11 protein-coding genes are annotated in these 20,270 nt (G+C 41.2%); 5 read left to right on the top strand and 6 right to left on the bottom strand.

The window, feature by feature from the left end:
- Positions 1-43 precede the first annotated feature (43 nt).
- Positions 44-1,378 carry a GNAT family N-acetyltransferase gene (locus HFV01_RS14475; protein WP_006625912.1) on the top strand — a complete coding sequence of 445 codons (1,335 nt, stop codon included), beginning with the start codon at positions 44-46 and terminating at the stop codon, positions 1,376-1,378.
- Between the two features lie 115 nt (positions 1,379-1,493).
- Here HFV01_RS14475 and HFV01_RS14470 read toward each other — a convergent pair whose 3' ends face one another.
- From HFV01_RS14470 to pheT, 4 genes are all read right to left on the bottom strand, one after another.
- On the bottom strand, positions 1,494-5,141 hold the full coding sequence (locus HFV01_RS14470; protein ID WP_193521236.1) for a helicase-related protein: 3,648 nt from the start codon (positions 5,139-5,141) through the stop codon (positions 1,494-1,496).
- 34 nt (positions 5,142-5,175) lie between these two features.
- On the bottom strand, positions 5,176-8,250 hold the full coding sequence (locus tag HFV01_RS14465) for a hypothetical protein (protein ID WP_193521235.1): 3,075 nt from the start codon (positions 8,248-8,250) through the stop codon (positions 5,176-5,178).
- A gap of 110 nt (positions 8,251-8,360) precedes the next feature.
- The gene (locus tag HFV01_RS14460; protein ID WP_006620252.1) at positions 8,361-8,630 is read right to left on the bottom strand and encodes a YciI family protein; all 270 of its coding nucleotides are present in this window, start codon (positions 8,628-8,630) and stop codon (positions 8,361-8,363) included.
- Between the two features lie 173 nt (positions 8,631-8,803).
- The gene (pheT, locus tag HFV01_RS14455; RefSeq protein WP_006669777.1) at positions 8,804-11,257 is read right to left on the bottom strand and encodes a phenylalanine--tRNA ligase subunit beta; all 2,454 of its coding nucleotides are present in this window, start codon (positions 11,255-11,257) and stop codon (positions 8,804-8,806) included.
- Between the two features lie 403 nt (positions 11,258-11,660).
- On the opposite strand from pheT, the gene HFV01_RS14450 reads away from it, so the two are divergent.
- From HFV01_RS14450 to HFV01_RS14440, 3 genes are all read left to right on the top strand, one after another.
- Positions 11,661-12,269, top strand: a complete 609-nt coding sequence (locus HFV01_RS14450; protein ID WP_071829334.1) for an IS607 family transposase — start codon at positions 11,661-11,663, stop codon at positions 12,267-12,269.
- Positions 12,226-13,341: an RNA-guided endonuclease InsQ/TnpB family protein gene (locus HFV01_RS14445; protein ID WP_228116581.1), complete on the top strand. Its 1,116-nt coding sequence runs from the start codon at positions 12,226-12,228 to the stop codon at positions 13,339-13,341. The genes HFV01_RS14450 and HFV01_RS14445 overlap by 44 nt, the downstream gene beginning before the upstream one ends.
- A gap of 93 nt (positions 13,342-13,434) precedes the next feature.
- Positions 13,435-15,081, top strand: a complete 1,647-nt coding sequence (locus HFV01_RS14440; RefSeq protein ID WP_006620254.1) for a serine/threonine-protein kinase — start codon at positions 13,435-13,437, stop codon at positions 15,079-15,081.
- 10 nt (positions 15,082-15,091) lie between these two features.
- Here the strand turns inward: HFV01_RS14440 and nblD are convergent, their stop codons facing one another.
- Together nblD and HFV01_RS14430 are read right to left on the bottom strand one after the other, a co-directional pair.
- Positions 15,092-15,307 carry an NblD family protein gene (gene nblD / locus HFV01_RS14435; protein ID WP_006620255.1) on the bottom strand — a complete coding sequence of 72 codons (216 nt, stop codon included), beginning with the start codon at positions 15,305-15,307 and terminating at the stop codon, positions 15,092-15,094.
- A gap of 79 nt (positions 15,308-15,386) precedes the next feature.
- The gene (locus HFV01_RS14430; protein ID WP_008050547.1) at positions 15,387-16,652 is read right to left on the bottom strand and encodes a glycosyltransferase; all 1,266 of its coding nucleotides are present in this window, start codon (positions 16,650-16,652) and stop codon (positions 15,387-15,389) included.
- 397 nt (positions 16,653-17,049) lie between these two features.
- Here HFV01_RS14430 and HFV01_RS14425 point away from each other — a divergent pair, with 397 nt between their 5' ends.
- The gene (locus HFV01_RS14425) at positions 17,050-20,205 is read left to right on the top strand and encodes an ATP-binding protein (protein WP_396442686.1); all 3,156 of its coding nucleotides are present in this window, start codon (positions 17,050-17,052) and stop codon (positions 20,203-20,205) included.
- The last annotated feature ends 65 nt before the right edge of the window (positions 20,206-20,270 follow it).

The following is a 20,270-nucleotide window of genomic DNA, read 5'->3' as shown; positions in this document are numbered from 1 at the left end:
AACTAGCTGAGTTGGTGCTGATTTTAACACAATAACTCAGATTTTGGCACTCTGTCGCGATTCTATCTTACTTGGGGAGGCGGCGGGGGGCGATCGCTATATTAATATAGGATTCAGGAATTATTGGGAAACTTTGATGACTGGGAAGAGTCTCGATATGGGTAGTCCGAAAAAAAACCATGGCTTTCAGATGAGAACATTAACTATTGATGATCTCAAAGCCTTTAATGAATTATTGCGCTATGTGTTTCAAGTTACTAATCATGATTTGCATAAGATTGGTTGGAATGAAGAGGAAATTGAGCGCGAAAAACGACCTATACTTGAGGCTGCTCATGTTTTGGGATGGTTTGATCATGATAAGTTAATATCCCAAATTGCTATATATCCTATGAAGGTTAATATTCATGGGGTGATTTATAATATGGGTGGTTTGACTGGCGTGGGAACTTATCCTGAGTATGCACAACATGGTCTGGCTAAGTCTCTGATTATGCAAGGATTACTTGAGATGAAAGCTAGGGGTCAAACTATTTCTTATTTGTACCCCTATTCTATCCCCTATTATCGAAAAAAGGGTTGGGAAATTATTAATGACCAGATTAAATATACTATTCCTGACCATAAATTGCCGCGCATTACTGACGTTTCTGGTTATGTGCGGCGTGACCACGCCGAGGGAGATATTATCAAAGCTGTTTATCAAAAATTTGCTGAACAACAGCATGGCGCATTGATTCGTGGGTCCCTAGAATGGCAGGAATATTGGCGCTGGGATCAAGATGATTTGCGTGCTGCTGTATATTATGATCAGAATGATCAACCGGCGGGTTATGTGCTTTATTACATTGCTAATGATATCTTTCAAATTAAGGATATGATTTATCTGGATGAAGATGGTCGCCGGGGTCTATGGAACTATATTAGCGCACATCAATCTATGGTGGAAAAGGTCATAGGTTGGCGGTATACTAATGACCCCTTGGCTTTTCTACTGGATGATTCCGAGATTACTGAGGAAATTTCACCTTACTATATGGCGCGCATTATTGATGTCGAAAATTTGCTCAAGTTCTATCCTTTTCAGCCTCCGGTTAATGCGACTTCTCTCTCTTTCATTGTGCGCGATGATTTGTTGAATGATAATAATGGTGTGTTTACGGTGGAATGGCTGGATGATGGGACCACTAACATTACCCGTAAAAAAAGCTGTCATGAGGCGAGAATGAGTATTCAAACTCTGGTTTCTTTGTTGATGAATTATCGCCGTCCTAGCTATTTCTATAAGGTGGAAAGGTTGCGCGCTGACCCTCAAGTGGTGGATTTGCTGGAAATGATTATCCCTCGTAATGAACCGTTTTTCTCTGACTATTTTTAAGGGGAACTTTATCGGCATTGATTTTATAGTCAAGTGTATAGACATACTCCGCCTTCCAGTCCAATTATAACCAAGAAATTTTCAGTTGTCAACCCCCAATTCAGAGAATTTCTGATCAATGGTGATTTTGAGAGAGAATGAGATTGAGGATATTTAATTCTGTGGAGGTAAGCAGATAGCGATCGCTAAAAACCTTAGATCGCATTTGTTCAAGACTATAACTTCTAAAGATGACAAAAGGGAATTCTTGATAGCGATCGCCAATAGGTAGGACTTGTTCACATGGGTAGAGTAGATTAATATATTGACTGAGGATATGACGGAAACTGTTATTGTCCGTTTCATGTATTTGGGACTGAAAATAATGGCGGATTTGTTCTCCGACAATAAAGGTAAATAAAGGAATCGCGTAATATTGACAATCCCAGGAGTTGTGTTGTTCAAGTATTTGAGTCCGATAGTGGTGTTCTTGGAGTTGATCAATTAAATCGATCGCACCTTTAATACTAGCGGTGAGACTAGGAGGATATTGGGAACTCTCACGAATCGCAATCATTTTTTTTAAAAGTTCCGTATTCGCATATTCCGCAATTTCCCTTAATCTCATTTGGTAAGACTCTTTTAAACCAGAGTTAATATTAACCAAGATTAAGCTACCACATATATGACCAAGTTCTGGTTTTTTCAGTTCTAGCAAACCTGTCAAGGGGTCACAATATTTAGCAAACTCAGCATTAAATTCTCGGATAAGTGTTAAATAGGAGATGCTGGAATTATCGCGGCTATATTTAGATTCATCACTACCATTGAGCAAAAACTCACACCGATTCAGCAATTCTTGGATATGTGTAGAGACAGTGTTTAAGGTAGTGTTTTTAGGATTTCTTTTGTATTCTTTGTCTAATTGCTTAATTAAGGTAGATAACTGACCCGTGAAACTTTGACCAGAAGCAGAAACAGATTTTCCTCCAATGGGAATCATCAAAAAGTTACCCCTTCCCACTTGACCATATCCTTGTATTCTGGTCATGATCGCAGTTTTGAGAATAACTAGCAAGTTTAACATACTGATCAGACTTTCTTGAATGGAGAGATTAGGGTCGCTATCATCTCCGTAGTAAATAGCGCGATCGCATAAGTAAAAAGTCAAGAATTTCTGGTGATCATCAAAAGTCTGCAATTTTCCTTCTTCCCAAAACTGTCCGCGACAGCGATAAATAACTTGGATAATTTCCATTAAGTTAGTTTCGACTTGAAACCGAGGAACTTCCACTAAAATATGAGTAGATTTCGGGAAGGATAAACCCCGACTAGCGGAGGAAGTCATAAATACCACTTTGACCTGGTTTTGATATTGATGGATTTCTTGTCTTTCCGTATCGCTGAGGTTAGCGTGAACTTCTAAGTAGTCTTGATTTTTGACAAAGGTTTGCTGTTCTTGGATATCTTCAATTAGCAGTTGTAGTCTGGTTTTGTCTTGGATATAAACTAAAATCTGACCCGTATTTGGTTCCTGAATGAGTTGATTAATATCGGTAAAAATCTTAGATAATACAGTTTTGGGAAGTTTGGCTTTGGTTTCCGATAGTTGGTCTTGATTAAATTGGACAGATTCAATAAAGGGTTTATAGGTGATAGTCAGATCTTTCGCGGGATAGGAGTTAGCGTTAATAGCGATCGCCGACTTTTTGTTAAATTCAAATTCCTTAGACGAGATAGAATCAATATCTGGTTGAGATACCCGACGGAAGAAAATTTTATCAGGTTCGGGAGACGTTTCTGATAGGTGTTGTGTAATCACTTCCGGGTCAACAATGGAAGCATCTGCGACAATTACCTTAGTATTGAATCCATATTCACGATTAGTTAATTGGTATTTATTAATAATTTTGCGAATCCCGTCGAGAAATTCAACCCCGCTATTATCTCCGGTAATTTCATCAATCATAATAAATATATTTTTGATGCGTTGGGAGAGAGACTGCATTTTTTTAATATCAACTTTATTAGTTCTTTTGCTGTATGCTGTCTCAAAAATTTTCTCGAAGTTTTCTAAAGTATTCTTACCAGTATTAGTAATGCGTAAAGATTGTATACAAGCTGTAGCCACAATATGATTAGAGAAATCATCATTAATTAAATTAGATATGGCTTCACACAGGGTTGATAATACCCCATTAACCTTATGTGGAGATGGTTTTAGGCGATTATCGGCGATGCGTTCAACTGATTTATAACCGGGATATGAATGCGGTTTTTCTCTTTGGTTAATCGGGATAAATTTAACTGAGTGAAGGATAAACTCATCTTGATGTTTGGTGGCGAGATAATTAACCGTTGAAGAGGGTGCGTTATTTTGGAGAAGGATAAAGTTAGTGGTAACACAAAATAGGCGATCGTCGCTAAGATGATCAGTTTCTGAGTTTTTGAATTTTTCGATAATATCTAGGTTAACTTGTTTGCGAGGACTGACATAAAAGAAGAGAAAACCCTCATCAATATGAGATTTCAAAAAATCCACGATCGCCGTAGTTTTTCCAATTCCGGGATTTCCGGTCAGAAAGATATAAGTATGGACTGAGTTTAGGTATTTTTTGACGGCTTCCGCGTGGGGTTGTCTCAGGTCTAGGGTACAACTAAAATTATCAATAATTTCTGTGTGGGGGGGGATGATATTAATGCGATCGCGACTAATATTAGATAGATTTTTCAGGAAGGATTTACCATTTTTAAAACTTTTGGCGACATTGCGGCGAATTAGATCCATTACCTGTTTTCTCGCTGCGGTAATTTCTGCATCTTTGGGTTCATTTTGATAAATATTCGCACAGGTAGCGAGTAAATCCCAATGGTGTTGACTTTGGGGATTTAGGGATAGGTTGCTAAGACTGCGATCGCTATATCCGACTACATTAATCATCGTAGAGTTTTCGGGTTTGACTATTCCGAATTGTTTTAAAAAACCATAAAAGCTATAAGCATAACTAGCAGCTTGAATTAATTTAACACATTCCTTATCTTGTCGCTTAAATGCGGTAAAGTATCGTTTGATATCCTCCGAAAATTCCACATCAAGATTTTGCGGATCTCCCGTATCCAGCCGCAATTTTACGAAAACACTTTTCGATTTCAGATAATTAATCTCTCGTTTGAGTAACCGACGTTGGTTGTCTAGGTTTTTATCGGTTAAATCCATTAAATCTTCAATCGCTTTCACCGAAAATATGGATAAATCTACCACTAATATTCTCAGGTTATTTCGGTGTCTCAGTAACATTAAAGTGTCAGCTTTCAAAAACTCACCTTTCTGGCTGTATTTTTCCCAATTGATATTCGGTGGTCTAGGTGAAAATTCATCTTTTAACTGCGACGACCACTCCTCAATCTGTAGCCGTTTATCTTTGGGAAATAGGTTGATACTGTTATCATCAGAAAAGCTACACTGATTATAAATAATATGATACTTATGGTAATTTTTTCCCAAGGATTTCAGATATTCTCGAAAAAAGTTCAACCCCGATAACCAACCTTTCTGAATCAAAAATAATCCCCATTTTTGCAGGTTATTCCTAATGGCTTCCTCGTCGGTTATGTTGGCATCTTTGATAATTTTCCGTAGCATTTCTGAGAATCGCAATTTTTGCAAATCCCGACTATACAAATCAGCGAAATTATTGTCAATTTTAGCTTCCGATATCGCTGATAAAATCCCAATATTGAAACCTACCTCAAATAATCTTCCGAAATTTTCTGCGACTTTCATCTGTCAACCTCAATCATTATCGTGATTATTCAACTTATTGATCAACCAGGTTATTGGTGGAATCCGATTGGGGTCTCCGTCGATTCTGGGGATACAAAATCGAGTTAACCTCACTCAAAAAAGCCAAACTATTAAAATTGGCTTTTCCATTAATATGATTAAAAACAGATTTTTTTCGTAAAGAATCATCACCAATAACGCGATCGTAGGGATCTAGTTTAATCTGGATCTTGTTTCTAACTAATTTTTTTTCTAATCTGTAAAAGTGGAAAAAAGTCAAATATTGCAGAATGTCTTGTTTCAGAGAGTTATCATGAATCAATCCCTCCCGAATATGCTGATCGTCCAGGACTCCTTGATAGATATTTAATAAAGTTGCGTAGGACATCACCCCATTATAAAAGCGATCGTCCTCGTTTCTGGTTTCCACAGATAAACCATTAAAGAGATTAAAAAATACCACCACGTTTTTACTAGGGTCCTCTACCAAGTTTAATAATTTAGCAGTATCCTTTAGACTATAGGAAACCTGGTCTAAGGTTTTCATTTTTTTGACATAATACTTATTAAAGAAAACCGGATATATTTTAATATCTGGTAATCCTGATTGGAGAGATTTAATTAAAGTGGGTGACATGAAATAAAACTCATCTTCATTATCCACTTGTTTGGTTAGGTTTAAATTATCAGTAAATGGCGCTTTGGCTATATACAAAAAGTGACGATATCCTAATTTCTTGTAAAGATAATCTACCACATCAATTAAAATTGAGGGTTCTGTATATAAATTGCGAGAGAGATAATTTTCCGAAAAGGTTTTTAATAACTGTACGACAATTTGATTCTCTGACTGCTTCCTAATTCCGATCGCTTCACCGAATACAGTAGAAATCCGGTCTTGGCGATCGCCTTTGAATAAACCATCACTTTCAACACTAGAAACCACAATTAAAGCCAATTTATCCAGGGAGAAACTGGGACGATTAGCAGATTGATCTAGGATAAACTTGCGCGGTAATACCGAATATAACGAACCCAAAGCATTTCCCTTGGTAAAACTTTGGGTCAGATTTTTAATCCGCAACCCTTGAGAATTGGCGCGATATTTATTATTCAATAAATGACTAATTACTTTCGATAAATTAGCCATAAACTTCTCTGATTCAAAAGGTTTATTTTCGCTACCTTCATGAAGTCGAAAAATTGGTAAAAATACCAGTCCCCAACCTTCCAGAATTATCAGCAAAATGATATAAATCAGCAGAGACATGGTAAACCGATAAATAAAACTCTGTACCGAAGAATTATCATGCTCCTTATTTAAGGATTCTTTATTGTAGTGAAAAATAATTCCTGGAATATTGCTAAAAATTTGTTCTGTTTGTTGGCTATTTGGGTTACTTTTAGGAAGGAAGAAAACCGGAAGACATTTTTGAATTTTATCAATCCCATGATAATTGATGGTAAATTGCTGATTTTCTGATGTCTGATAATAGCGGATATCTTCGATTTTCAGATTACCCGGAAGTTGACAAAATATTCCCGTGTCGGGACTAGAATCGCCAATAGTAATGTACTGAAGACACTCTTTGGTATTGCTTTCTACTAGATGATTAAAAAACAAACCATTGCTAATTTTATCAATATCTGATTCTAATATACCCTTATATATGCCAATTTTAATCGGAAAATTTTGGGGTTCTAAAATAGTGGATTGTTTAAGACAATGATGAAGTAGCGATTTGAGTATATTAATTTTTTTTAATACTTTATATTTGTAAAATCCTTTAATGACACGCTGCAAAAAATTAGACTTTTTATCTTCATCTGTACCCTGAAAAATTGGCAAAAAATAGGTCTCAAAACTCTCGCGAACATTATAAGTTAGTTCCGATTGTGGATCATAATCTTCTTGGTCAGGATTACTGTGAGTCGCAAATGCAAAATAATAGACAAAAGCTAATTTCAAGACCTTTTGATAATACAGAGATTCCTGATAAAATTCTGGTTTTTTTGCTTCGGCTTTATCAGGATTAATCGTATCAAGATGATAGTCAAATGCTGGTTTACCTCCCCTAGCTTGAACCGGGTTGTTAAATTTAAGTTTTAAGCCAAAAGTAAAGGTTCTCTCGCTTCCGTCTGGACTGGTGGTTTCCCCTAAACTCTCGCTAATTATCGGAATAATGGGGAGAGAGTCAAACACCTCTGACCGGGAAAACCAATCCCGATAATTAATGGTTTCTCCACCATAACTAACTCGATAATCTCCATCCTGTTTGTCATGGTCATAAATATAAGCCACCATATCTTTTAGTCGCCGAATTAAATCCTGTAAATAAACTAAATCGGGATTATTATTAGTGGCTAAATTGGCGGCTAAATATTCTAAATAGCAGATTTTAGCGTGTTTTTTGAGTTTCCCTAGGGATTCGCTATCGACTACTTTCTGTAATTTATAAAAATCAGAAGATTTATCATTAGTTAAATTATCTAGGATTTCCAGAGTATCTTCTACATCCTCGCTGGATTCTTGGTCCAGTTTTTCCTCAATATAGTTACGGAGTCCCTGTTTTAAATCTTGGGTAAATTGATTGATGTTTCTTACGGAAATTGTCAGTTTATGAAACTTGAGGATAGAATGACTACCCACATTCTCATTAACCCGTGTTTCTAACTCTGAAGTTTTGACGTTTTGGATAGCAGGAAAATTATAATATAAATCGAATTTCTGATTGTTGATTTGCTGTAAAGTTCGGATAAAGCTATGAGTTAAAGAGTTGATATCTGGGTGATTATTATCTCTGGCTAATTCCTGTAACTTGTCTTTTAATAAATCCCGAATTTGTCTGATTTGTTGGTTAAATATATTTTGAGTATTACTATTAAAATTAACTGTGGCTGATTTGATGATACCCTTGGAACTAATGGGGTTAGCAATATTTTGTTTAATTAGTTGCTCAGTAATAGTCTCTAGGTCGATAATCAGATGATTTTTATTTTTGGAAATTTTGAATGGTTGTTGTTGGGTAATTTGCTGGATAATTTTATTTAATATATCGCTGTAGTCTACGGGTTCTAAGTTGCTGTCAGCTATTCCTAAAATGTTCATGTTGACTCCTGATGATAAATAATAGTAGCGATCGCCTTAGTAATTATCGGGGTGATTAAATAGGTGATGACTGAGGCTTGCCTTCACCTATATTGATGTGTGATAATAGACTAGAATGCTTGAATCCACTCTTTCACGTTGTACTCAGTCCAGATCCCATTTTTCCAGTAGGGGTCAGCTTCCACCAAGCCGCGAACGATCGCCTCTGATTCAGCCTCATAAATCCCCAAAACCTGAGTTAGATCTTTGGTGGGTCCAATAGTAATTAAAACCCCCGATTCTTTTTGTTCCTTTAAACCCTGTAAATGTTCTGGTCGGTAGGGTTCCCGTTTCGCCAAAACGTCTTCACAGTAGCTACCCAACATGATATATTTTGCCATAACCTTCTCAATGTCGTCAACTAATCACCACCATAGATATTATCACATTATACCAGAGCCATGGTAATAGGTGTCTATGTGATTTTGAGGAAATTCTCAGAAGTGGGTGGTTATCGACAAGAGGAGTCAACCTCCCCCCAAGAAGGGAAGGAGGGGGGATAAAGGGAGACTAACTAACTTCTCAAACTGACCTGAAACTCCTTAACCAAAGCATCCCTAATTTTTTGCTGTAAGGGTTCTATGTCCTCATCAGTAAGGGTGCGATCGCCAACCCGATAAACCAAACGAAAAGCCAAACTTCGCTGATTTTCGGGAACATTTTTGCCACGGTATTCGTCGAATAAATCCACCGATTCCAGGATTTTACCACCATTTTTAATCATGGTTTTTTGCAAATCAGCCACCGACACCGAATCCGCCACAAAAAAGGCCAGGTCGCGGTCACTAGCGGGGAAAGTAGAATAGGACTGAAAAGGTCGCTTTAAGTAATCCTTAGCCGTAATAGCAGCCGTGAGTACCGGGAGACGAAACTCGAATAAATAGACAGCTTCAGGAAGTTCTTTTTCCCGTTGAATTTGGGGGTGTAGTTGACCAAAAATTCCCAGCCGATCGCCATTTAACCATAACGTAGCCGTCCGTCCAGGATGAAGCATTTTTACATCAGATTCTTGGCGATATTCCACAGACAAAGACAACCGCTCCCACACGGATTCTAACACACCTTTAGCCTCAAACCAACTCATGGGATTATCCTTGCCACTGTTGACCCAACGACCCTGAGACGGGTCGCCACCAATCACCCCAGCGATCGCATCTTCTTCCTGGTAAACTTCTCCATCACGCCGAAAAATCCGGCCAATTTCCAACCCATTTAACGGACCGTTACCATTTTCCAGGTTAAACACAAAAGCATCAATTAACCCAGATAACATCTCAGTTCGTAAAGCCGAATACTCCACGAACAGAGGATTAGCAATTACCACCTGATTATCCCCTTGTTGTTTAACTAGGGAATAGTGCATCAACTCAGTCAAACCAGCAGCGCGAAAAGCCGATCGCAAGTCTCTTTTAGCCGCTTCTTCTGGTGGTAAATAACCGGGGACACTCTGAGTCGGAAGAGTATCAGAAAAGCGGTCATATCCATATAATCGCGCCACCTCTTCAATCAGGTCAATTTCCCTTTCTAAGTCCCGTTGACGATAGGGGGGAACTGTCACCGTCCAGACTACCGATTCCCCCTCTTGGCGGCTAGTACCACATCCCAAAGCAGTTAAAATACTTTCAACCTCTGGGGGTTGTAAATAGGACTCCACCTCCGTATCTTCTCCCCGCTTGAGGGGTCCTAAAATAGCATTAAGGCGATCGAGACTCAGGGAAACTTCCTGAGTCATCCGCATTTGGGTAGCACCGCTGGCGGATTTCTGAACCGTAGCAGTTCCCCCAGCTAGTTCCGAGATTAATAATATAGCACGACGGCAAGCCAGAGCCAGTTCAGCTTGATTTATGCCGCGTTCATAACGGGTAGACGATTCCGTGCGGATACCCTGAACACGCGCCGATCGCCTAATAGCCACCGGAGAAAACACCGCCGCCTCTAGGATTAAATTAGTCGTCCCCTCGTGAACTTCCGTATCCTCGCCTCCCATAACCCCCGCTAAAGCAACCGGTTGATCATTAGCGGTAATCACCAGATTTTGGTCTTGTAGCTGGCGGGTTTGACCATCAAGAGTTTTGAGAGACTCAGAAGCCTTAGCAAAACGCACCCCGATAGTCAGGTTTTGAGATCCAGTCAGGTTAGTGAGCCGATCGCGATCGAAAGCGTGGAGAGGCTGCCCCCATTCTAGTAAAATGTAGTTGGTGACATCGACGACATTGTTAATGGGACGAATTCCCGCCGCCTGTAGCCGTCGTTTTAGCCAATCAGGAGAGGGGGCAATTTTTACATTGGCGATCGCACCTCCGATATAGGTAGGACAGGCTTGGGATTCCATAATGTCAATTTCCAACCCACCTGCTGGGTCTTGGTCGCCAATTAATACCCCCGCCGCGTCAGGAATTTTCAAACTCCCGCCAGTCAAAGCCGCCACTTCTCTAGCAATTCCTACCATACTCAACCCGTCCGCGCGATTAGCGGTAGCTGTGACATCCAGGATCACGTCATCGAGTCCGATTAGGGGTCGGACATCACTTCCCAGCACAGGGTTGTCTAAATCAAAGTTATGGATACCTGGTGATTCTTTTTCTAAACCCAATTCTGATAGGGAACAAATCATTCCCATAGAGGGGACACCCCGCAGCTTAGTTTTTTTTAGCTTCAGGTCAATGGCGGGGAGATAAGTCCCAATGGTCGCTACAGCCACAATCATATCTGCTGCTGCATTAGGGGCCCCACAAACGATATTTAGGCGATCGCTTTGTCCTATGTCTACCTGACAGACTCGCAGTTTATCCGCATTAGGGTGGGGTGCAATTTCCGCGATTTTCCCTAATACCACACCATCGGCCCAAGTGCGGCGATCTTCGATATCTTCTACTTCAAATCCCGCTACCGTCAGGGTTTCCGCTAATTGTTCGGGACTGATACTGATGTCTACCAGTTCTCGTAACCAGTTTAATGAGATCCGCATATCACTTCAATTTTTTTGTCCGATTCTCCATTCTAAGGAGTCAACTAGCCTAGTGGCGAAACTTTTTTCTGGAGACCTGTTAGCCGATGATGGTAGCAATTACTGGATTTTGGGGTTGCGATCGTTGATAATAGTCGTTAATTCCCCTGATTACAGGTTCCCATAGAAAGTTAGGCAATAATGGGTATACATAGAGATAGAGCAGACCCACCATGTTAATTGTCTTAGAATGGTAGTCTTAGAATGGTAGTTAGGTCTACAGAGTGAGGAGATCGACTATTATTCCTGAAATATCCAAGATCAAATCCTTTGACCTGCTGTTAAGAGCATGATTTAATCTCAAATTAGGTTAACATTTTAGGGCAATACGGTATAATAAGCGAGAAGAGTTGAGGATAAACCTATTGCCAGATATGTCAAACCCAAGGAAGCGGCCAAAATCCTTGGAGTCCATGAAAGAACACTCCGCAGATGGGACGAAAATGGCTCAATCGAGACCATCAGAACCCCCGCTGGGCAACGACGATACAACGTTGAGTCATATTCTGATTCCATTTCAGGCAGTGACAAACGCAAAGTCGTTATCTATGCCAGAGTTAGTAGCCGCGCCCAGCAGTCCGACCTCAACCGACAGGTGGCCGCACTGTCCAACCTCTACCCCGAAGCAGAAGTCGTCTCAGAAATCGGAGGCGGGCTCAACTTCAAGGGAAAGAAAATGCTGGCCTTACTGGGACAAGTCTTGTCAGGAGATGTCCGCATGGTTGTCGTTGCCCACAAAGACCGATTGGCCAGATTTGGATTTGACTGGTTTCGATGGCTCTGTGAGCAAAACAGGTGCCAACTCATGGTTCTCAACCAGACAAGTCTCAGTCCAGAACGACAAATGGTTGAGGACATCCTCGCCATCCTCCACTGCTTTAGCTCCAGATTATACGGACGGAGTAAATACAAAACTCAGGTCAAAGAAGATCCGGATTTACCCCAGCCCCGAGCTAAATCAAGTCTGGCGTAAATGGCTGGCTGCTTGTCGGTATTGCTACAACCAAGCAATTGCATTATCCCGGAGTGGTAAACGACTAAGCAAGTTAAAGTTACGCAATAAAGTGATGCAGAGTGACTTACCCGAATGGGTCAAAGAAACACCCTGCCACATTCGGCAAAATGCCATCTTTGATGCCTATCAGGCTTTGACCGCCAGTCCTGATGCCAGGTTTAGAAGTTGTCGTGACAGCTCTCAAGGGATTAAGTTCAATAATACTAATTTCTCTTCAGGGAGTTGGTATCCAAGACTCACGAAAGGATTAACTTTCATGGTTTCCGAACCCATCCCTAAAACTTGCGGGCAAGGGACTCAGTTGGTGTTTACCAAAGGTCGATGGTTTGCGATTTTCCCTGAACCAGTTGCCGTTACCCCAACTGAAGCGAATGGCGTAATTGCATTAGACCCGGGTGTGCGAACTTTCATAACTGGGTTTGATGGCTCTCGGTTTCTGGAATTTGGCTCCGGGAATATTGGACGCATTACTAGGCTATGTCAACATTTGGATGATTTGATGAGCCGAATCGCCAAGGAACCCTGTCGTTCAAGGAGGCGACGGATGAGGCAAGCGGCTCAACGAATGAGAACCAAAATCCGCAATCTAGTTGATGAAGCCCACAAACAAATTGCTCACTACTTGACTCACAACTACAGCATAATTTTTCTGCCGACCTTCGAGACTTCCAACATGGTTGCCAAAGCCAAGCGGAAAATCAAATCCAAGACTGCCCGCGCCATGCTGACATGGGCGCATTATCGATTCAAACTAACCCTGAGACATCAAGCCGAGATAACTGGAACCACAGTTGTAGATGTGACGGAAGAATACACCAGCAAAACCTGTACTCACTGTGGTCATGTGCATTCCCAGCTAGGTGGCTCAAAAGTGTTCCGATGTCCGGAGTGTGGGTTCACTCTACCCAGGGACTGGAACGGTGCTTTTGGAATCTTTCTAAAAGCTTTGCGGGATACCGCCTCTGTTACCTTAACGGGTAATAGTGCTATCGTCGCATTGTCAGGCAATAGCCGGATAAATGTCGCGTAAATGTATCAGTTCCCTGTGCCTTGCTATATACATAGCTACTTACACGAATTCGCGGTCTGACGTTAATCTTAAATTGAGTTATCTCCAACCGCCATGAGTTACTGTACCAATCCCAGTTGTCCTAATCCCGAAAACCCTAACGAGGCTGTCAAGTGTCAGGCTTGTGGTTCCCGGCTACGGCTACGAAATCGCTACCTAGTCGTTAAACCCATTGGTAAGGGGGGTTTTGGGGCCACATTTCTAGCGCGGGATTTATCCCTTCCCGGCTATCCTGCTTGTGTAGTTAAGCAATTGCGACCTTCTGCCACTTCTAAAAAAGTCCTGGAAATGGCACAACAGCTTTTTCAGCGGGAGGCGAAAACTCTGGGGAAAATTGGTGATCATCCCCAAATTCCCCGTCTTTTAGATTACTTTGTCGGGAAAAAACAGTTTTATTTAGTCCAAGAATTTGTTGATGGTTTGACCCTCAAACAAGAAGTTAGAGCCAATGGACCTTATACCGAAGCACAAACTCAGGAGTTTCTGCGGGATATTTTACCACTACTCGATTATATCCATTCTCAAGAGGTCATTCACCGGGATATTAAACCCGCTAATATCATTCGTCGCCGTCAGGATAATCGTTTAGTTCTCATTGATTTTGGCGCGGTTAAGGATAAAGTAAATCAAGCCACCATGATGGGAACTGGAGAAACCGCTTTTACTAATTTTGCCATTGGAACTTCGGGATTTGCTCCCATGGAACAGATGTCTTTACGACCTGTTTATGCTAGTGATATTTATGCGGTGGGAATGACTTGTATTTATTTACTGACCGGGAAATCTCCCAGCGCTTTGGAACATAACCCCACCACCGGGGAAGTTCACTGGCGAGAACATACCCATGTCAGTGATGCTTTTGGTTTGGTCTTAGAAAGAATGTTGGCGGTGTCCGTTTATCAGCGTTACCAGTCCGCCAAAGATGTTTTATATGCTCTTGATCATCAGGATGATGCAGAAGATGATTTATCTGCTAATATGTCCGTTCAGCCTATAGTTACAGAATTCACACCTGAACCCAAACCAGAACCACCCGAAGAACAAACTATTTATAACGATGATAAAACCTCCATAATGATGACTGCTCCCCAAAGGGAAGTGAAATTGATTCGGGAACGCCGAGAACGCAAAAAACGACAGGAAATGACTGAAATCTCTACCCCTAAACGACCTGTCCGGGGGGGATTAAGTGCTACTCGGGGAGCTCCCGTAACTGCGATTCATAGTGATGGCTTATCTCAGAAAACCGTAACTTCTACTTCCCATAATTGGAATGAAAATAATTTCCGTAGTGCTTTTAGTCAGGGACACCGAGATTTTGGCGATTGTGAATTGAGTGGCTTAAATTTGTCCGGGGGAAAATGGAGAGGTGCTAATTTCTATCAGGCGCGACTTAGTAATATTAATTTTCAAAATGCTGACTTGAGAGATGCTAATTTTGGCCGCGCACGATTGACTCAGGCTAAACTCAAAAATGCTAATCTGGAAAATGCCTATCTGAGTACCGCTAATCTGGAAAAGGCGGATTTGAGAGGTGCTAATTTGCAGGGTGCATATTTGACTCGCGCTAATTTGCGAGGTGCTAATTTATGCGGTGCTAATCTTAGAGGTTGTATGGTGGGGGATGAACAGTTGGCTTTAGCACGCACTAACTGGCGGACTATTTTGCCTAATGGAAAACGCAAATTTTGCTTTTGGTAAAAGTGGCTATTTATTGCGGTCGATAGGGGTCTGTGGGTTTGGTTTCACCAATTAATGCGGGGTCGGAATTTATGCAGCCTGGTTTTTTCACAAACTGACACACCCGCGCCCATAATCTGGCTCTGGTTCCGGGCGCTCCTACTGAGAATAAAACACGATCGCCTCCGGGTGCTTTCACAATTTTTACGCCACAAATTGGGCAGACCTGGGATGGTTCGTTAGTCATATTATCTAACCATATCTTTTGGGTCAAGCCAGCACATTATATCACAATCGGAGCAATTTGGCAAGCCCCTTTTACCAAATCAACCCGGTTGCTTATTGGTCAAAATTCCGGGGTATTTCCGATTTATTTGACTCTGTAGCCAGCCTAACCACTGATTGAGATGTTTATAAATATTCACCAGACCTCTGAGATGGGAATATTCAGATCGTCCATAGAGGAAATCATATAGACTCATTTGATAGTTGTCCTGAATGGCTAAATCTAGCCACAGACTATGAAAAGGTGAGTTATGGTGGTAGTCGGGAATGGATTGTTGATAATAGGGAAAGGCGGTCAGACAGGTATTAAAAAAGTTCTTTCTCCCTCGATGTTTTAAATAGCTTAATCGGGGTTTAAATAATCCCGGATTTGCTAAGACTTGATGAATGGTATCTGCTAGGGATTCGGGGTCAAATTGGGCGCATAAACCCGCCGCTTCGGGAAAAAGGCGATCGCTTCCCCTCGCGTATTGATTAAACTCCTCAAAACAAATCACCGGAATATTGCAACTCATCGCCTCACTCAGGCTGCGATTTTTACCCTCTAATAATGACCCCAAAATATAAGCCCTTGACCGTGAATAATATGCTGGCATTTCTTGATAATTGTTGGCATACTTGATAAAATTAATATAATCCCAGGGATTCCCTAGTATTGACGTGATTTCTGCCAAAATTTTCCGGGTAATCTCATCATTATTATCAAAGTTATTAAAGTCTAGGTGGCGATCGCCAGCAATTAAAGAGAGTTTAATGTGGTGTTGATATTTTTGCCGATACACTTTTAAACCCCTAGCAATCATCGGCAAATTCTTTTCGGGAGCAATCCGAGAAACACAAAGCAAATCAATATCTTTTGTCTCTATGGGTTTCGGGGCGATAATATACTCATTAATAAAGTCCGAATTGTAGCAAGTCATCAACACTTTATCAACGGGATTATTTCGGAAAAACCACCGGGCGCGATCGCGGTTATTATACAAACAGGAATAGGCATCAGCCGTTTGTGACCAAGGATAGGAACACCACATCGAGTAAGCCAACGAGAAGAAATAACGGGATAAATTCGGCAAGACATGATTCAGCAAATCCACCGACTCACTATAATAAAATCCTTTGATAAATCTCCCCTCATAAAAAACTGGCGGTAACACTACATAAAAGCTGACAGTATTAAATCTTGATGGTTGGCTTTTGTCAATCTCATAAGTCCAGCTATCCAAATCAGCATAGATATCCTCAATGGCTTTATCTACCTTGGGATCATGGAAATATGGTTGTTGACGACTATAATCTCCTTGTCCCATGGTTTAACTTATAGCTAATTGAACTTAGGTCAGTATACCAGCCCAGTAACACTTGGGAGGCAATTGCAGTGTCATAACCACCCAGCAGGGATCAACCCCTCCATGGTTACTAACAGCCTGAGTCCCCTGTGAGGAATGGTAACCAAATCTCGCGCCCTTAGTCATAAAATTTAATAATTTCTCTATAGACTTATGATTACTCAATGATTGAGGATGTCAGTTAGGAAAGATTAAGAAAATACTTAAATTTGAAGTTAGTCATTATTCCTGGCTAAAATAAATCAGTGGGAGCAGTTCCTCTGAAAATTGACTCTCATAGGTATCTGCGACCAAACCAGTTTGGGGTTCAAGTTTTTTCATGTTTTCTCAAATCTCTCTTCCGACAATAATCAAGAGGGTGCCAGTTTGTGGTCAGGATATCACCGTTGATCAGTTGTGGTCAGTATTCTCAGAAGGTGATCATGATTGCGTTGTGGTTGTTAACCAACAGCAATATCCCATTGGGGTAGTGTATCTGCGTAATTTAACTACCTATTTATTTTCGACAAAAAATAAAAAGCGGCCATTAACAAAAGCCATCCTAGCCGATCTAAGCGATCGCCTCATTAAACCCTTGCTTCTAATTCCCGCTTATTTAGATTGGCCAGAATTTTGGGCTTATTTGCAGCAAATTGGTTATGATTTAGGATGGCATCCCTATTATTGTCAATCCGGTAAGAATCATCAAACAGAGGGTCTGTCCCCTCTGGCTATCATTAATCAAAAACAGGAATTTTTGGGGCTGATTGACTTAGCCAAACTACTGCCATATCTAGTTAGTCAGCCAGTCCAATTGGCGGAATATCAGTCACCCGTCCAGAAAGGGGGGTTTGATTCGTTTCTCGGTTCCCTGTTGCAACTCCTAGACCAATTGCCACTACCCATGATGATTCAAACCCAAAACGGGGAAATCCTGGGGCAGAATACGGCTTGGGTGCAACAGGTCGGAAATGAACCAGAAGTCTTGCAGCAAGCCGCTGAAACAGTCAACCAATGGGTTCCCAACTCCACTAAAACCCATGTCCGTCTCAGTGGCAACTCTGACGATTCTACCATGGCTTCCCCAATGCCAGGGTCGTCCATCTCCTCCACCACAGCGGTTAACCCCAACACCAGCCAGTTAGACGAGTGTATCTCCGATATCCCTAACTGGTGCGATATCGGGTCTAATTCGGAAACATATATCTGTATTTGTCCACAATCCAAACAGCAGCGAGTGTGGCAATTTACCCGCCAGACTTTGGTACAGCCAAGTTTAACAGAATGCTTTGATAAATGGTGGTTAATTATTGCTCAGGATATCACAGAACAATATCGAGTCGCTCAAGAGTTGACCGCTAAAAATGCCGATTTAATCCAACTAAATCGACTCAAAGATGAGTTTTTAGCCTGTATTAGCCATGAACTGAAAACTCCCTTGACGGCGGTTTTGGGGTTGTCTAGTTTGCTGAAAGATAAAGCCTTGGGGGAATTAAGCGATCGCCAAGCTAAATACGCCAAACTGATCCACCAAAGCGGACGACATCTGATGATGGTGGTTAATGATATCTTAGATTTAACCCGCATTGAGACCGGACAGTTAGAACTAACTCCCGAAGGTGTGAACATTCAAACCGTATGCGATCGCGCTTTAGAAGCCGTCCTGCACCTGCACCAGCAGGGTGATATTAAGGATAGTCAATCTAGCTTAGGTAGCCAAAAATTTAGCATCGAAATCGAACCCGGACTAGAAACTATTGAAGCCGACGAATTGCGTCTACGCCAGATGCTAATCAACCTAATTTCTAATGCCTTTAAATTTACTCCTGATGGTGGTTATATGGGTTTACGGGTTAACCGTTGGGAGGATTGGATCGTGTTTACAGTTTGGGATACAGGTATTGGCATTCCCGAGCAAAAACAACATCTGATTTTTGAAAAGTTCCAACAGCTAGAAAGTCCCCTAAATCGTCAATTTGAAGGCACAGGTTTAGGATTAGTTCTCTGTCAAAGATTAGCCCGGCTTCATGGTGGAGATATTAGCTTTATTTCCCACCAAGGAAAAGGCACTGAGTTTACCTTACTTTTGCCTCCCGTCCCTCCCGTAAACGGCTGGAAATCAGATAAATTAGACTGGGAAAAAGCCGACGTTTATCCATCCTCTCCATACCCTAAAACCAATTTATCTCGTCCCACTACCCAGGGACAATCTCGGTTAATTTTGATTGTCGAAGCCGTCCCCAAATATATTGATGATTTGAGTGATAAACTCTCCAAATTGGGTTATCGAGCCATCGTCGCCAGGACGGGAACCGAGGCTTTAGAAAAAGCCAGAAGGTTGCAACCTCGGATGATTTTTCTCAATCCTTTACTGCCACTTTTATCAGGTTGGGATGTGCTAACCTTGCTGAAAGCCGATGTAGATACCTGTCAAATTCCCGTATTTATTACAGCTACTTTAGGGGAAAAAAAGCGGGCTATGAAAGTAACCTGTGATGGTTTTCTGAGTTTACCTGTCGAGAAGTCAGATTTAAAGTTAGTGATTAATCAACTGGAAAAAACCCCCTCGATCGCACCAATTAAGAGATTAACAGTCCTGTGGTTAAATCCAGTTGACCACGACGAATTAAACCAAGGCTTAGCAGGTAGTTTAACCGACAAAAACTTGCCATCACCCATTAACGACACTTCTCAAACTTCCCCTTGTCGGATTTTGGAAGCTGATGATTTGGGTCAGGCGGAACTACTGGCGAGAATTTGGCATCCTAATGTTATGGTTTTAGAGTCTATTAATTACCTTGATGACCCCATGGCATTTTTGCTGGAATTGAAAGATGAAAAACATCTAGCTAATCTTCCCATAGTCACCCTAGACACACCCACAACTCAAGCAGCCAATCAAATTCAAGGATTATCGGTTTTCCCCTGTCTATTACCTCAAATTAGCCAGACTTATATGGGGTCTAGGAGGCGACAAGCTGACCCAGGTCTTTTACAGGTGATTCAAGTGGCGGCGGGGATGAGTTGGAAATCTCATATTTTGGTGGTGGATTTGTTGACATTACCAGACTTAGTAAACCTAGATGATGATGGAAGTAATCAAAGGGCGAATTTTTATCCCCCGGCTGACCAAACCAGCAAAATTGAGCAAGCATTGATTCAGTATCTCCAAACAGCAGGATTTCGGGGAACTATGGGGAGAACCTGGGAAGAAATTATGCAACAATTACAGTATCAGAGTGTCGATTTATTGCTGATTTGTGTGCGCCATCAAACTTCCCCCATTCTCCGAAACGCTTTAGAGGCTTTAGTTAACCTGGGTAATTCTCAGCATGATGATTTAACAATTCCGCCGATTCTGGTTTTAGACAATTCTGGTTTATTTAAAACTTCTCCTGATACCAAACCTAACAGTTCCCCCATTCAACATATCCCCACAGACTTACAGGGTTTAACTCAACATCTCACCCTCAAATTTCTATCGGGTCGGATTTCCATGACTGAACTATTGGATCAGATTCGAGAGTTAATGTAAAGTTTTGTAAAATGATTCCTGATGGCTGATTAAATGTGGGATAATGGGAGTGTTCGGTAGTAATT

Origin of the sequence: Limnospira fusiformis SAG 85.79 (assembly GCF_012516315.1) — a bacterium.
Classification (GTDB): domain Bacteria; phylum Cyanobacteriota; class Cyanobacteriia; order Cyanobacteriales; family Microcoleaceae; genus Limnospira; species Limnospira fusiformis.
This window is presented reverse-complemented; position numbering and strand designations above follow the sequence as displayed.

Coding starts and splice junctions, on each gene's coding strand:
- HFV01_RS14470 (WP_193521236.1), bottom strand. CDS start 5,141: ATGAAAGTCGCAGAAAATTTCGGAAGATTATTTGAGGTAGGTTTCAAT.
- HFV01_RS14465 (WP_193521235.1), bottom strand. CDS start 8,250: ATGAACATTTTAGGAATAGCTGACAGCAACTTAGAACCCGTAGACTAC.
- HFV01_RS14460 (WP_006620252.1), bottom strand. CDS start 8,630: ATGGCAAAATATATCATGTTGGGTAGCTACTGTGAAGACGTTTTGGCG.
- pheT (WP_006669777.1), bottom strand. CDS start 11,257: ATGCGGATCTCATTAAACTGGTTACGAGAACTGGTAGACATCAGTATC.
- HFV01_RS14440 (WP_006620254.1), top strand. CDS start 13,435: ATGAGTTACTGTACCAATCCCAGTTGTCCTAATCCCGAAAACCCTAAC.
- nblD (WP_006620255.1), bottom strand. CDS start 15,307: ATGACTAACGAACCATCCCAGGTCTGCCCAATTTGTGGCGTAAAAATT.
- HFV01_RS14430 (WP_008050547.1), bottom strand. CDS start 16,652: ATGGGACAAGGAGATTATAGTCGTCAACAACCATATTTCCATGATCCC.